Below are 13262 nucleotides of genomic sequence, written 5' to 3'. Positions count from 1 at the left end.
AGGTGTGCCCTTCACTGGGAGAGGATCAGGTTGATCTGTTCATTGGTCTGGTCGAGGCTGCTCACGGGCTTTCCGTTGCCGTAGATGTCCTCCATCGCGGGCGACATCAGCGCCGTCATGTCCGCCGAATAGCTGGCGATCGGGTAGGAGAAGGTCCGGAAGCGCTTCTTGTCGGTCAGGGGCTCGGTGAACGCCGAGACGTCGATGCCCTTCTTCCGGTACGCGGCGACGGCCGCCGCGGTCCCGGCCGGGGTGGCGGGGAAGACGACCCCGGACTTGCCGACGACGGTCTGGCACCGGTCCGAGGCCAGGTAGGCCACCCACTTGCGGGCGCCGGCCTTGTTCTTGGAGGCCTTGGTGATGGAGTCGGCGAGGCCGTTCATCATGGTGGCGCGCTTGCCCGTCGGGCCGATCGGCGTCAAGGCGGTCTTGATGTCCTTGCCCTTGAAGCCCGCGTACGTGGAGATCATCCAGGCGCCGTCGAACGCCGTGGCCGCCTTGCCCGCCGCGACCTGGGTGTTCGCCTGGTTGGACTGGACGTTGTAGTCGGACAGCGGCGGCATGTAGCCCTTCTTCGCCAGGCCGAAATACCACTGGATCACGGACTGGAAGGTCTTGCTGTCGTACTGGTACTTCGTGCCCCAGCGCGGCTTGTCGAGGTAACTCCATCCGGCGGAGGCGGCGAAGTTGCTCCACTGGGTCTGGCCGTCGCCGAACCCGCCGCCGTTGCTGGCCAGGCCGTAGACCTTGACGTTGTTCTTGTCGAAGCCCGGCTCGTCGCCCCGCTTGCCGTTCTTGTCGACGGTGAGACGCGCGACGGCCTTCTCGAAGGTGCCGCCGTCCTTCGGGTTCCAGGAGAGGCCGTTGAGCTGCTCGGCCGTGAGACCGGCGTCCCGCGTCAGTTCCTCGTTGTAGAAGAGCGCGACGGTGTCCCAGTCCTTCGGCGCGCCGTAGCGGTGGCCGTCCTGGCCGACCCAGTTGGCGGCGAGGCCCGGCTGGTAGTCGGAGTCCTCGATGCCGAGGTCGTCCAGCGGTTCGAGGACCTTCAGGTCGGCGAACTGGCCGAAGTTCTGGATGTGGTCGGTGAACACGTCCGGCTGGGTGCCCGCGATGAACCCGGCGGTGAGCTTGGTCCAGTAGTCGCTCCAGCCCAGTTGCGTGATCTTCACCTTCAGTGAGGGGTTCTCCTTCTCGAACCCCTTCGCGCAGGCCTGGTAGGCGGGCAGCTGGTTGGCGTCCCAGAGCCAGTACGTGACGGTGTGCGCGGAAGAACCCGCGGCACCCCCCTGCGCGCACCCGCTGACCAGGGACAGCGCCAGCGCTCCGGTCGCCGCGACGAGCGGACGAAGACGAATTCGCATCACAGTCCCCTTACTTGATCCCGGTGAAGCCGATGGAGCTGACGATGCGGCGGGCGAAGCAGGCGAACAGCACCAGCATCGGCAGCGCGGCGATCAGCGTCGCGGCCATGAGCCCGGACCAGTCGACGCCGGTCGCCGGGGTCTGCGCCCGGAAGACCGCCAGCGCCACGGTCAGCACCCGCGAGCTGTCGCTGTAGGAGACCATCAGCGGCCAGAAGTAGTCGTTCCAGGAGGTGATGTACGTCAGCACGGCCAGCGTGATGATCGGCGTGGACGCCATCGGCAGGACCACCCGGAAGAAGATCTTGATTTTCCCGGCGCCGTCGAGCAGCGCGGCCTCCTCGACCTCCCGGGGGATGTTCATGAAGAACTGCCGCAGGAAGAACACCGCGAACGGGGTCATGAACAGGCTGGGCAGCGCGATGCCGAGCAGTGTGTCCACCAGGTGCAGTTGCTTGATGAGCACGAAGTTCGGCAGCAGCGTGAAGATGGTCGGCACCATCATCCCGGCCAGGAACAGCCCGAACACCTTGTCCCGGCCCCGCCAGCGCAGCCGCGAGAAGGCGTACGCGGCCATCGCGGAGAAGAAGATCTGGCAGCCGGTGATCAGGGTCGAGACGAGCACCGAGTTGAGCAGGTAGCGCCAGAAGTCCAGCCCGCCGCCCGCGCCGCCCTGCGCGATCGCCTCCTCGGCCGGCTGGAGGCCCAGGGCCCGTTCGAAACCGCTGGTGGTGAGGTCCACCGGCAGGGGGTTGGTGGGGTCGGCGTTCAGGCCCGCGTTGGTGGACAGCGCGGTACGCAGGATCCAGTAGAACGGCAGCAGGGTGATGAGGACGGTCAGCCCCATCACGGTCCAGGCGGCGGCCCGCCCGAAGGGGAACCTGCGCCGCACCGGCCGCAGGGTCGTCGGTGGCGTGGTCGTCACGGCAGCCATGGCGGTCTCTCCCTTCCGTCAGCCGAGGTCGGTCCGGCCGGCCCGGGTGAGCCGGTACTGGAGGATCGTGATCGCGCTCAGCACGACCAGCAGGGCGACGGACATGGCCGAGGCGTAGCCGAACTGGAAGCGGCCGAACGCCGAGCCGTAGATGTAGTACTGCAGGACGTTGGTCGCGTTGGCCGGGCCGCCCGCGGTGGTCACGGCGACGGTGTCGAAAACCTGGAACGACCCGATCACGGTCATGATCAGCACGACCGCGAGCACCGGCCGCAGCAGCGGCATGGTGATCCGCCAGAACATCCGCCACTCGCTCGCGCCGTCCACCCGGGCCGCCTCGTACATGTCGTTCGGGATGGCCTGCAGACCGGCGAACAGCAGCAGGGCGGTGTACCCCACGTGCCGCCAGACGTTGATGAGCGCGATGGTCGGGATCGCCCAGGTCTCGTCGGCGAGGAACGGGATGCGGTCGGCGCCGAGGCCGCTGATGATCTCGTTGCCGATGCCGAGCTGGGTGTCGAGGATCCAGAGCCAGACGAGACCGGCGACGACGTTCGACATCAGATACGGCGTCAGCACGATCCCGCGCAGCACCGCCGACCGGGTCAGCCGCTGGAGCAGGACGGCCATGGCGAGCGCCGCGACCGTCTGGACGCCGATGTTGATGACGACGTACTCGACGGTGACCCCCAGGGAGTCCCAGAAGATCGGGTCGTTGACCATGCGGACGTAGTTGTCCAGGCCCACCCACTCCGCCGGTGTCAGGAGGTTGAAGCGGGTGAAGCTCAGATAGATGCCCCGCAGGGTCGGCCAGAGCAGGAAGACCAGGAAGCCGAGCAGCGCCGGCGCGATGAAGAAGGCGGCCAGCCGCCCATCCCCCCGGTCCTCGCCGGACACCCCTTGCCGTGCCCTGGTCCTGCTCTCGGCCTCCGCGGCGGCGCCCGAGGGCAGACGCGACGGAGGACTGCTGGAGGCGATGGTCATCGGGAGACTCCCTCGCTGCGGCGGCTCGTCCTCTGGCGGGACTTACTTTTGGTGCGAAACAATTGCTGCGTCAAGAGGGGGGCAAACATCTTTTCCCAGGAACCGTCATCAATCTAGAGTGGTCATGTTGGTTTCAGTGCGAAAAAAAGGCTGAGGGGAGTCGGACGTACATGACCGAAGGCACCGCCGACTGGTTGCCGCTGAGCCCGGGGGAGCGCTCCGTGGCGATCGAGGTGCTCGTCCACGGCCCGCTGTCGCGCACGGAACTCGCCCGCAGGCTGGGCCTGTCGGCCGGCAGTCTCACCCGGCTCACCAAGCCGCTGATCGAGTCGGGCCTGCTGGTCGAGGTACCCGAGGCCGGGGTGCCCGCGGAGGCGCGGCAGGGCCGCCCCTCCCAGCCGCTGGACGTCGTCGCCGACTCGGACTTCTTCCTCGGCTTCAAGATCACCGAGGACACGGTCTACGGCGTGGTCACCACCCTGCGGAGCCACATCGTCGCCCGCCACGACCGCCCGCTCACCACCCACGACCCCGCCGAAGTCGCCGACGTGCTGGCCGAGATGACCGCCGAACTCGCCCAGGACCACCCCCGGCCCGCCGGGATCGGCATCGGGGTCGGCGGCTTCGTCCAGGACCGTGCCGTGGTGGGCGAGTCCCCCTTCCTGCTGTGGCGCGACGTCCCCCTGGCCGACCTGGTGGCGGAGCGCACCGGGCTGCCGGTGGTCGTCGAGAACGACGTCGCCGCCCTGGTCGAGGCGGAGACCTGGTTCGGTGCCGGGCGGGGCCTGGACCGCTTCGCCGTCCTCACCATCGGCGCCGGCCTCGGCTACGGGCTCGTCCTGGGCGGCAAGCGGGTGCCCTTCGCGGAGGAGGACCGGGGCTTCGGCCGGCACTGGATCGTGGACCCCCACGGCCCGCTCACCCCGGACGGCAGGCGGGGCAGCGCCGTGTCGCTGCTGACCATCCCCAGCATCCGCTACCAGATCCGGGCCGCCACCGGCGGCGACCGGACCTACGAGGAGATCCTCGCCCTGGCCGCGGCCGGGGACCCGATGTCCGCCCGGGTCGTCGAGGAGGCAGCGCGGGCCCTGGGCACGCTCGTCGCGCAGATCTCCAACTTCGTGATGCCGCAGAGGATCCTGCTCGCGGGGGAGGGGGTGGGGCTGATGGACGTGGCCCGCGCGACGGTCGAGGAGACGGTCCGCGAGCACCGGCATCCGCTGGCCGCCCCGGTCGACCTGGAGACGAAGGTGTCGGACTTCCACGACTGGGCCCGTGGTGCAGCCGTGTTGGCCATCAAGGTGCTGGTGCTCGGATCGGCCGAAGCCTGAACGACGGTGAACGGGCTCGTTGGCGAAAGGTACCCGCAGGTGGCGGATGTGAACAGGCTCACGTTTACCGGGAGATGGACGTGATCAGTAACACTGTCCGAAATGCCCCATTGGTTCACGATGGCTCACATCGCCTTCACGTCCGGCGCCGTATGCTTCACAGCATGTCCACCACCGTTGAAACATCATCCGAGCGATCGGCTGACGAGGTCAACGAGGAGATCCGTGCGCTGTGGCGCCGGTCGGGCGGGACACTGAGCGTCGAGCAGCGCGAGGAGTACCAGCGGCTCGTCCTGGAGTGGGCCTCCGCGGCCCCGCAGTAGGAGACCGCGGCCCGACCTCGTCCCGGCCCGCATCGAACCCTCGTCGAGGGGCACCCCTGATCCGATGGGTGCCCTTCTCGCACTTTCCTCGGCCGTCGTCTACGGCATCGTGGACTTCGCGGGCGGTGTGCTGTCCCGGCGCGTCCATCACACCGCCGTCACCTTCTACGGCCAGTTCGGCGGGCTGCTGCTCGCCGTGGCCGCCGCCCTCCTCCTGCCCGTCGGCGCCGTCCACCCCGCCGACCTGTTGTGGGGTGCCCTGTCCGGCGTCGGCAGCGGCACGGCCATGTGGTTCCTCAACCGTGGGCTGAGCCGAGGGGACATGAGCGTCGTGGTGCCGGTGAGCGCCGTCACCGGCGTCGCGCTGTCGGTGCTCTGCGGGGTCCTCGTCCTCGGCGACCGTCCGGGCGCCGTCGCCTGGCTGGGCATCGCCGTCACGGTGCCCGCGCTCTGGTTCGTCGCCGGTGGCAGGACCGGTGCGGGAAAGGGAACGGCGGACGGGCTCGTCGCCAGTCTGGGCGTGGCCGTGCAGTACCTCGCCCTCGGCCAGGCCGGGCCCGCAAGCGGGCTGTGGCCCGTCGCCGCAGGCCGGGTCGCCGCGGTCCTCGTCCTCCTGCCGGACGTGGCACGTCATGCCCGCCGCCTGAAGCTGCCGCCGGTGCGCTGCGTGCAGTCCGTCCTCATCGGGGCCGGGGCCGCCCTCGGCCTCGTGCTGTATCTGCTCGCCGCCCAGCGGCAGTTGCTGGCCGTGGCCGTGGTGCTGGCCTCCCTCTACCCGGCCCTCCCCGTGGTGCTGGGCTTGGTCCTGCTGCACGAGCGGATCGGCCGCCGTCAGGCGGCGGGGCTGCTGGGGGCGGGCGTCGCGACCGTACTGCTCACCCTGGGCTGAGGGAAGCAACCGGCCGCCGCGGGCCGCCGAACGTTCATCCCCACGTGGCCGAGTAGTGCTGCCGGTACGCCTTGCGGTCCTGCTCCGCGCGGATCCACCGGGTCGCCACCAGGGCGACCAGGCTGCCCGCGATGACAAGCATCCCGGGGCCCACATTGCGCGGGTCGGTGAGGCGGCTCAGCAGCGTCGACACGTCGGTGCCCGTGATCGGCGCCGTCGAGCCCGGGGAGGCGGCACCCGGTGAGGCCGACGGTGCCGGTGCGGCGCCCGTGCCGCCTTCCGACTTGGCCACGATCAGCTTGACTCCCAGCTCGGTCAGCGCCTTGGTCACCGGCTGGAAGAACGTCGTGCCGCCCGCCCTGCAGTCGCCGCTGCCGCCCGACGTCACGCCGAGCGCGACGCCGTCGGCGAACATCGGGCCCCCGCTGTCGCCCGGTTCGGCGCACACGTTCGTCTCGATGAGCCCCGTGACGGTGCCCTCGGGGTAGTTGACCGTCGCGTTGAGCGCGGTCACCTCTCCCTCGCGCAGTCCGCTGGTGCTGCCGCTGCGGAAGATCTTCTGCCCGACCTCCGCATCGGCGACGCCCGTGATCCGCACACCCTTGCCGTCACCGACCGCCACGATGTCCGCGCCCTTGCCCGCGCGGCCGCCGTCGTACTTCACCAGGGAGTAGTCGTCGCCGGGAAAGCTGCCCTTGAGTGACGTGCCGACCTGGCTCCGGCCGCGGTCGTCGGCGAACCAGATGGACCCGTCGGGCCCGCAGTGGCCGGCCGTGAGGATGAAGTCGCTCGTCCCGTCGGTCACGTTGAACCCCGCCGAACAGCGCCCGGCGGTCGACAGGATGGGCTGCGCGCCGTTGATCCGCGTCGTGAACGTGCCCTCGGTGCGCTCCATGCGCACGAAGGAGCCGATGCCCTCGGCGACCTCGGTCATCCGGGACCAGTCGGAGGCGGAGACGGTGCTGTCGCCCCGCACCACCACCTGGTTGCTCTTGTAGTCCAGGGCCCACGAGGTTCCGGAGACCTTGGGGGCCGAACGCAGGGCCGCCGTGGCGGACTTGAGGTCGCTCATGCTGTGGCTGACCATCTTGGCCCGTGCGCCGGCGCGCTGCACCTCGGCGGCCGCCTTCTCGTCGGTGACCGCGACGACCGGCCGTCCCGCCGAGTCCACCCAGCTGCCGGCCGTGCGGGAGTTCCCGAGCCGGGACATCAGGTCGGTGCCCTCACCGGTCGCCGGCGGCGCGGTGAACGGGACGCCGATGGACGGGGCCGGGGGCTCGCTCGCCACGGCGGTGGTGACCATCGCTCCTCCGAGGAGGAGTCCGCCGACGGCCGCCAGCCGTGTCACTCGCCGGACGACCCGTCGTCGTGCGTGCCTCATGCATGGCTCCCGAACCCGAACATCACGGTGCGAACACCGCGGAGCCCTCCTTGAGTTGAGTGCCCCTCACCCATACGGGGCGGAGCCGCGCCGCGTTCAGCGCCCCGGTGATCTCTTCGGCCTCACCCGGCCGCCGGGGCCGCGAGCAGGGCCCCGCTGCGCGCGTCTCCCCACACCGAGTCCGGATCGACATAGGGCCGCAGCAAGGCGGTGAGCGCCGGGTCGCCGCGGCCGTTCAGCTCGTCGGAGGCGATCTTGCGGGCGATCCCGGCGAGGAAGTCCGCGACCTGCACCCGCGCGTCGTCGCGTGCGACGACGAGCCGCACCCCGGCCAGGCCGATCCCGGCCCGCCGGGCCGTCCCCTCGATCCACGCGATGCGGTCCGGCGTCAGCATGTTCTGCCGGTCGTGCACCAGCCGGAGCGGCCGTCCGTCCCCGTTCCAGAGCGCGGCCGTCCGCACGATCGCCGGGAGCAGCGGATTGAGCGGCGGGATCAGAGGCGGCCCGGACAGCAACCCGTCCCGGTAGGACACCGCGCGGGGCCGGGTCGCGGCGAGCCGCTCCAGGATGCCCGCCGCGTCCGTCCGCGGATGCGCGCGGCGCAGGGCGTCGACCGTGCCGTAGAAGGCGTCCACCGGGTCCCCGTCGTGCCGCACCCGCAGCAGTCGGTTGGCGGCCTCCAGGAACGCCCGCCAGCCGTCCTCCCCGAAGGCCGGGCGCCCCCCGCGGAACAGGGCGATCGCCTCGGCCGGGTCGCCCAGCAGCAGGCCGACGGCCCGGTCCACCACGAAGAAGCTCTTCTCCATGAGGTGCACCCGCGCCTGCCCGTGGATCGGCCCCTCCGGCGCGAGCAGCCAGTCCAGCACCGCGCGGTGCTTCTCCCGCAACAGGTGGTTCGCCTTGTACTCCTCGGCCGGTGACCGGATCCGGTCCCGGATCTCTCCCACCGTCGCCGCGGCCGACGCCACGGACAGCGAGACACCGGCGTGCGCGAACACGTCCGTGTTCCCGCCGGTGAGGTTCTCACCGTCCGACCCCGACTCGTCGCACGCGATCTCCAGGACCGCGCCCGCCGCCCCGCCCCGCTCCCGGTCCGCATGATTCCCGCTCACCGCACAGCCCCCTATCGTGTGCCCATGACCAGGATCCCGCACGAGTCGTCCGGTGAACCGAATCCCCTCCAGGCCCTCACGCTGGACCGCCTCCGCAGGCGCACCAGCATGAAGTGGCGCACGTATCCCGAGGACGTGCTGCCGCTGTGGGTGGCCGAGATGGACGTTCCGCTCGCCGAGCCCGTCGTGCGGGCCGTCACCGACGCGCTGCACCTCGGCGACACCGGCTACCCCGCCGGCACCGCCTACGCGGAGGCCCTGGCCGCCTTCGCCGGGAAACGCTGGGGCTGGCACGGGCTCGCCGTGGAGCGCGCCGCGATCGTGCCCGACGTCATGCTGGGCGTCGTCGAGATGCTCAAACTGGTCACCGGCCCCGGCGACACGGTGATCGTCAACCCGCCCGTGTACCCGCCGTTCTACCCCTTCGTGGAGCACCTGGACCGGCGGGTGGCCGAGGCCCCGCTCGGCACGGACGGCCGGATCGACCTCGATGTCCTGGAGGAGGCCTTCCGGCAGGCCGTGGCGGGTGGGCGCCGCGCCGCCCACCTGCTGTGCAGCCCCCACAACCCGACCGGCACCGTGCACACCGCCGAGGAGCTGTCCGCCGTCGCCGGGCTCGCCGAGCGGTATGGGGTGCGCGTCGTCGCCGACGAGATCCACGCCCCGCTCGTGATCGGCGGAGCCGGTTTCGTGCCGTATCTGAGCGTGCCGGGCGCCGAGCGCGGCCTGTCCCTGATGTCGGCCTCGAAGGGCTGGAACCTGCCCGGGCTCAAGGCCGCCCTCGCGATCGCCGGGCCCGGGGCCGCCGCCGACCTGGACCGGATGCCCGAGGAGGTGGGACACGGCCCCAGTCACGTGGCCGTCATCGCCCACACCGCCGCCCTGCGCGACGGCGTCACCTGGCTGGACGCCCTGCTGGCCGGCCTCGACGACAACCGGCGGCTGCTCGCGGACCTGCTGGCCGAGCACCTGCCCGCGATCCGCTACCGGCCCGGCGACGCCACCTACCTGGCCTGGCTCGACTGCCGCGCCCTCGGGCTCGGCGACGACCCGGCCGACGTCTTCCTGCGCCGCGGCCGCGTCGCCCTCAACTCCGGCCTCCCCTTCGGCACCGGCGGCACCGGCCACGTCCGCCTCAACCTCGCCACCTCGACGGAGGTGCTCACGGAGGCGGTGGGCAGAATGACGGCGGCGCTGCGCTGAGACCGGGGACGCGCTCATACACTTCCCGCCATGGACGACAGAACGCTGGACCGACTCGGCGCGGGAAAGTACCTGCTGATCACCAGCTACCGCGAGAACGGTACGCCGGTCGCCACCCCGGTCTGGGTGGTACGCGACGGGGACGCGCTCGGGGCGTGGACGTCGGCCGAGTCCTGGAAGGTGAAGCGGATCCGCAACCGCGCCGACGTGCTGGTGGGCCCCTGCGACCTGCGTGGCAACCCCACCGGCGACCAGGTGCCCGCGACGGCGGAGATCTGCGACCCGGCCACCACCGCCCGCTACCGGAAACTGATCGCCCGCAAGTACGGCCTGACGGGCCGGCTGACCCTGCTCGGCAGTCGGCTGCGCCGGGGCGTGGACGGCACCGTGGGGATCCGCGTCACCCTCTGACACCCGGCAAGCGCTCACGGCCGCGGGGGAGTGGACGCCCCGTGCGCGGGAAGGGGCACCTGCCATGAGCCGAACTCCCGTCCTGCGCGCAGCCGTCGTCGGCACCGGCCACCGGGCCCAGCTGTTCACCCGCGGCCTCGCCGAACGTCCCGGCCATGTCGTGGCCGCGCTGTGCGATCCGAGCCCGACCCGCATGGCCTTCCACAACCGGCTGCTGGCCTCGACCGGCGCACCGGCCGCCACCCCGTGGGAGCCGGACCGCTTCACCGGCATGCTCACCGAGGAGGGCATCGACGAGGTCGTCGTCACCTCGGCGCCCGGGGCGGTGCACGGGGACATGGCGGCCGGGCACACGGGCGGCGCCCGCCTCACCCTGCGCCCGCTGTGGCGGCCCCCGGTGGACGTGCCGCTCGCGGTCGCCCACGAGGCCCACGGCGGCGGCGATCCGCGCATGCTCGACGCGCTGTTCGGCCCCGTCGGCCCCACCCGCCCGGCGGACACGGCCGCCGCCCCCCATCCGACGGCCACCGAACGCGACGGCGCGCTGGCCCTGGCGGTCGGACTGGCGGCCAACCGGAGTTTCGAGACGGGCCGGCCGGTGCGCACCGACGAGCTGATCACCGGCTGAGGGAGGCTCAGCTCCACGCCCGGTACGGCTCGTCAAGCAGCTGGAAGACCGGCTCGCCCCGTACCGGGTCCTTGGCCGTGGACAGCCGTACCCGGTCCCCGCTGTGGATGCCGATCGGCGGGCCCATCACCCGGCCGCGCACCACGAACCCCTCGGCCATCTCGATCTGCGACACATTCCGTGCGGCCGGGGTGTTGCGGTGCACCACCGTGGAGTGGCGGACGGTGCCCGTGCCCTCGGCGCGCTCCGTGCGCAGATCGCTGCCCCGGCAGACCGGGCACAGCAGCCGGTGGTACATGGCGGTGCCGCACCAGGTGCAGCGCTGGAAGAGGATGGCCTCCGCGTTCCGGGCCCTCGAATCGAGCAGACCCGTCGCGGAGCCGGCTGCCTGCTGAGCGACGCTTCCTGAGTGGTACACGCTGGTCAACTCCCTGCACTCGGCCGGAATCCGCGCACGCGATCACCCGCGCACACGTGTGCGCGGTTCGCCGTGCCACCGTGCACGCAGCACAGAGTATGGCACTCAGTGCCACTCGTAAAGGCACTCCGTACCCTCAATGTGCGGGGTCTCAGTCCCGCCCCAGCGCCGTCTCGATCTCCTGCACGACCCGCCACAGGGGCGCCCCGCGCCGTGACACGACGACCACCACGTCCTCCGGCTGCTCCACGGACGGCGGCACCGGCTCGCCGCCGAACGCCGACTGCACCAAGGCCATCGCGTGGTCGACCGCCGCGCTCGCCTCGCCCTGCCCGTCCGAGCGCAGCCAGGAGCGCAGCGCGTTGTTGTGGGCCGCGACGACCGCCGCCGCGATCACGTCGGCCTGCAGGGTGCCGTCCCGGCGGGCGGCGAAGCGCCGGCGCAGGTACTCGGCCAGGGCCCGCTCGTAGCGCCACACCACCGACAGCTCATAGGCGCGCAGCCCGGGCACCCGCTTGGTGAGGCGGTAGCGCTGCACCGAGAACGTCGGGTTCTCGGCGTACATCCGCAGTACCAGCCGGGCCGCGTCGCAGACCCGTCCCACGGGTTCGTCGTCGTCGGAGCCGTCGGCGAGGAAGGCCGTCATGTCGGCCAGGCACCGCTCGTGGTCCGGGAAGACCACGTCCTCCTTGGAGGGGAAGTAGCGGAAGAACGAGCGCCGTCCGACACCGGCGAGGGCCACGATGTCGTCGACGGTGGTCTGCTCGTACCCCCGCTCCAGGAACAGCTGGAAGGCCGCCGCCACCAGGGCGTCCCGCATGGGCGGTTTTCCGGCGCCGGCGTCGGCCTTCTCGGAGCTCATGAGCGGGAACGTAGCACTCATAAGACCCTTCATGGCACTCAGTGCACTCCTGGGGAGGTACTGAGTGCTCTGCTCGCCGGGCCGATCGGCCTCTGAACCGGAGGCGGGGAAGCCGCGTATCTAGCGGCAGGACGATCCTCGAAGCCGGGCGCCCTGGGCCCGGACGAAGGAGAGCAGCGTGTCGACACCGTCCGAGCCCCGGCCGCCGCACGACGGCCCGGCCCTCGAACCCATCCGCGTCCTGCGGCCCCGCCGCACCGACGCCCTCGCGGAACTGATGCGGGAGTTCCGCGAGGACACCGGCCAGGACGACAGCGGCTACGAGTCCGTAGCGCTCCCGGGGAGACCGCCGGCCGGTTCCGAGGCCCTGACCCGGGAACTCCCGCCCGTCGCCCGCGCGACCCGCCCGCGTACGGACGCCGCATCGCCGGGGGCCGGACTGCGCCGCGCCGCCGTCGCGGTGGCCGTCCTCGCCGCCGCCGTGATCGGCTTCGGCGGCGCACTCCTGCTCCGCGGCGAGCCCGACGACGCCGGCGCGGCGCCCGCGCCCCACCCGCCCCGCTCCGCCGCCCCCACGCCTGACCCCACCCCCACACCGCCCGCCACGGCAGCCGTGGACCCCGACGGCGCGGGCACCCTGCGCGAGGGCGCGAGCGGCCCCGAGGTGACCGAACTCCAGCAGCGCCTCCTGCGCGTCCCGGACGTCTACCGGGACGGCTCGACCAGCGGCCGCTACGACCCCACCCTCACCGCGGCGGTCGCCCGCTTCCAGCTCTGGTACGGCATCCGCGGCGACGAGACCGGCGTCTACGGCGATGACACCCGGGCCGCGCTGGAGTCCCGCACTCCTGCGGGTACGGGCTGATGTGTGACCATGGCCGGCATGGACGAGTTCATCGACCGGCTGAACCCCGACATGGTGGTGGTCACGGCCGCCGCGGGCGGTGAACGGGCGGGCTGCCTCGTCGGGTTCGCCTCGCAGTGCTCGCTGCGGCCGGTGCGGTTCGCGGTGTGGCTGTCCGAGCTCAACCACACCTTCCGGGTGGCCCGGAACGCCGAAGTCCTCGCCGTGCACCTGCTCGGCCGCGAACAGCACGGCCTCGCCGAGCTGTTCGGCGGGCAGACCGGCGACCGGACCGACAAATTCCAGGATGTCCGCCTGCGGGAGGCGTACGGCGGGGCCCTCGTTCTGGAGGACACGCCGGCCTGGTTCGTCGGCCGCACCGTGACGCGAGTCGGCGGCGGCGACCACATCGGCTTCATCCTCGACCCGGTCGAGTGGGGCGGACACGAGGACTGTGACGGGCCGCTGCTGCGCCTTTCCGACGCCCTCACCATCCACCCCGGTCACCCGGTCGACTGACGCCGCCGCCCGTTCCTCGAACGCAGGGCAAGGGCTGGGGAAAACAGCGGACAGCGGGGCCG

Annotated in this window: 15 protein-coding genes; 8 read left to right on the top strand and 7 right to left on the bottom strand. The window is 71.7% G+C overall.

Annotated elements, in window-relative coordinates:
- Positions 1-11: 11 nt before the first annotated feature.
- Genes QNO09_RS26065 through QNO09_RS26055 form a run of 3 tightly spaced genes read right to left on the bottom strand, consistent with a single transcriptional unit; the run spans position 12 to position 3279 of the window.
- Positions 12-1361 (bottom strand): ABC transporter substrate-binding protein, encoded by a 1350-nt coding sequence (locus QNO09_RS26065; protein WP_283972678.1) that lies wholly within the window; start codon positions 1359-1361, stop codon positions 12-14.
- A gap of 10 nt (positions 1362-1371) precedes the next feature.
- Positions 1372-2295: a carbohydrate ABC transporter permease gene (locus tag QNO09_RS26060; protein ID WP_283972677.1), complete on the bottom strand. Its 924-nt coding sequence runs from the start codon at positions 2293-2295 to the stop codon at positions 1372-1374.
- A gap of 18 nt (positions 2296-2313) precedes the next feature.
- Positions 2314-3279, bottom strand: a complete 966-nt coding sequence (locus tag QNO09_RS26055) for a carbohydrate ABC transporter permease (protein ID WP_283972676.1) — start codon at positions 3277-3279, stop codon at positions 2314-2316.
- Positions 3280-3449: 170 nt separating this feature from the next.
- Here QNO09_RS26055 and QNO09_RS26050 point away from each other — a divergent pair, with 170 nt between their 5' ends.
- The 3 genes from QNO09_RS26050 (at position 3450) to QNO09_RS26040 (ending at position 5822) form a co-directional block, all read left to right on the top strand.
- The gene (locus tag QNO09_RS26050) at positions 3450-4610 is read left to right on the top strand and encodes an ROK family transcriptional regulator (protein WP_283972675.1); all 1161 of its coding nucleotides are present in this window, start codon (positions 3450-3452) and stop codon (positions 4608-4610) included.
- Positions 4611-4774: 164 nt separating this feature from the next.
- Positions 4775-4933 carry a hypothetical protein gene (locus tag QNO09_RS26045; protein WP_180989589.1) on the top strand — a complete coding sequence of 53 codons (159 nt, stop codon included), beginning with the start codon at positions 4775-4777 and terminating at the stop codon, positions 4931-4933.
- 64 nt (positions 4934-4997) lie between these two features.
- On the top strand, positions 4998-5822 hold the full coding sequence (locus QNO09_RS26040; RefSeq protein ID WP_283972674.1) for an EamA family transporter: 825 nt from the start codon (positions 4998-5000) through the stop codon (positions 5820-5822).
- Between the two features lie 34 nt (positions 5823-5856).
- Here the strand turns inward: QNO09_RS26040 and QNO09_RS26035 are convergent, their stop codons facing one another.
- Together QNO09_RS26035 and QNO09_RS26030 are read right to left on the bottom strand one after the other, a co-directional pair.
- Positions 5857-7203 (bottom strand): S1 family peptidase, encoded by a 1347-nt coding sequence (locus QNO09_RS26035; RefSeq protein WP_283972673.1) that lies wholly within the window; start codon positions 7201-7203, stop codon positions 5857-5859.
- Between the two features lie 122 nt (positions 7204-7325).
- The gene (locus QNO09_RS26030; RefSeq protein WP_283972672.1) at positions 7326-8315 is read right to left on the bottom strand and encodes a hypothetical protein; all 990 of its coding nucleotides are present in this window, start codon (positions 8313-8315) and stop codon (positions 7326-7328) included.
- Positions 8316-8339: 24 nt separating this feature from the next.
- Between QNO09_RS26030 and QNO09_RS26025 the strand changes: the two genes are divergently transcribed.
- The 3 genes from QNO09_RS26025 (at position 8340) to QNO09_RS26015 (ending at position 10557) form a co-directional block, all read left to right on the top strand.
- Positions 8340-9518 carry a MalY/PatB family protein gene (locus QNO09_RS26025; protein WP_283972671.1) on the top strand — a complete coding sequence of 393 codons (1179 nt, stop codon included), beginning with the start codon at positions 8340-8342 and terminating at the stop codon, positions 9516-9518.
- A gap of 30 nt (positions 9519-9548) precedes the next feature.
- Entirely contained in the window at positions 9549-9929 is a 381-nt protein-coding gene (locus QNO09_RS26020) for a PPOX class F420-dependent oxidoreductase (RefSeq protein ID WP_283972670.1), read from the top strand.
- Positions 9930-9993: 64 nt separating this feature from the next.
- A complete protein-coding gene (locus tag QNO09_RS26015) occupies positions 9994-10557 on the top strand; it encodes a Gfo/Idh/MocA family oxidoreductase (protein ID WP_283972669.1) in 564 nt (187 codons plus the stop codon).
- Between the two features lie 7 nt (positions 10558-10564).
- Here QNO09_RS26015 and QNO09_RS26010 read toward each other — a convergent pair whose 3' ends face one another.
- Positions 10565-10975 (bottom strand): Zn-ribbon domain-containing OB-fold protein, encoded by a 411-nt coding sequence (locus QNO09_RS26010; protein ID WP_283972668.1) that lies wholly within the window; start codon positions 10973-10975, stop codon positions 10565-10567.
- Between the two features lie 151 nt (positions 10976-11126).
- A complete protein-coding gene (locus tag QNO09_RS26005) occupies positions 11127-11795 on the bottom strand; it encodes a TetR family transcriptional regulator (RefSeq protein WP_451521724.1) in 669 nt (222 codons plus the stop codon).
- Between the two features lie 220 nt (positions 11796-12015).
- Between QNO09_RS26005 and QNO09_RS26000 the strand changes: the two genes are divergently transcribed.
- Together QNO09_RS26000 and QNO09_RS25995 are read left to right on the top strand one after the other, a co-directional pair.
- Positions 12016-12702, top strand: coding sequence for a peptidoglycan-binding domain-containing protein (locus tag QNO09_RS26000; RefSeq protein WP_283972666.1), 687 nt, complete (start codon positions 12016-12018; stop codon positions 12700-12702).
- Between the two features lie 9 nt (positions 12703-12711).
- Positions 12712-13200: a flavin reductase family protein gene (locus tag QNO09_RS25995; RefSeq protein ID WP_283972665.1), complete on the top strand. Its 489-nt coding sequence runs from the start codon at positions 12712-12714 to the stop codon at positions 13198-13200.
- The last annotated feature ends 62 nt before the right edge of the window (positions 13201-13262 follow it).

It is taken from the genome of Streptomyces sp. 378, assembly GCF_030124145.1.
Classification (GTDB): domain Bacteria; phylum Actinomycetota; class Actinomycetes; order Streptomycetales; family Streptomycetaceae; genus Streptomyces.
Note: the sequence above shows the minus strand (reverse complement) of the source record. Positions and strands in the feature narration are given on the sequence as shown.

Coding starts and splice junctions, on each gene's coding strand:
- QNO09_RS26065 (WP_283972678.1), bottom strand. CDS start 1,361: ATGCGAATTCGTCTTCGTCCGCTCGTCGCGGCGACCGGAGCGCTGGCG.
- QNO09_RS26060 (WP_283972677.1), bottom strand. CDS start 2,295: ATGGCTGCCGTGACGACCACGCCACCGACGACCCTGCGGCCGGTGCGG.
- QNO09_RS26055 (WP_283972676.1), bottom strand. CDS start 3,279: ATGACCATCGCCTCCAGCAGTCCTCCGTCGCGTCTGCCCTCGGGCGCC.
- QNO09_RS26050 (WP_283972675.1), top strand. CDS start 3,450: ATGACCGAAGGCACCGCCGACTGGTTGCCGCTGAGCCCGGGGGAGCGC.
- QNO09_RS26045 (WP_180989589.1), top strand. CDS start 4,775: ATGTCCACCACCGTTGAAACATCATCCGAGCGATCGGCTGACGAGGTC.
- QNO09_RS26040 (WP_283972674.1), top strand. CDS start 4,998: ATGGGTGCCCTTCTCGCACTTTCCTCGGCCGTCGTCTACGGCATCGTG.
- QNO09_RS26035 (WP_283972673.1), bottom strand. CDS start 7,203: ATGAGGCACGCACGACGACGGGTCGTCCGGCGAGTGACACGGCTGGCG.
- QNO09_RS26025 (WP_283972671.1), top strand. CDS start 8,340: ATGACCAGGATCCCGCACGAGTCGTCCGGTGAACCGAATCCCCTCCAG.
- QNO09_RS26020 (WP_283972670.1), top strand. CDS start 9,549: ATGGACGACAGAACGCTGGACCGACTCGGCGCGGGAAAGTACCTGCTG.
- QNO09_RS26015 (WP_283972669.1), top strand. CDS start 9,994: ATGAGCCGAACTCCCGTCCTGCGCGCAGCCGTCGTCGGCACCGGCCAC.
- QNO09_RS26005 (WP_451521724.1), bottom strand. CDS start 11,795: ATGCGGGACGCCCTGGTGGCGGCGGCCTTCCAGCTGTTCCTGGAGCGG.
- QNO09_RS25995 (WP_283972665.1), top strand. CDS start 12,712: ATGGCCGGCATGGACGAGTTCATCGACCGGCTGAACCCCGACATGGTG.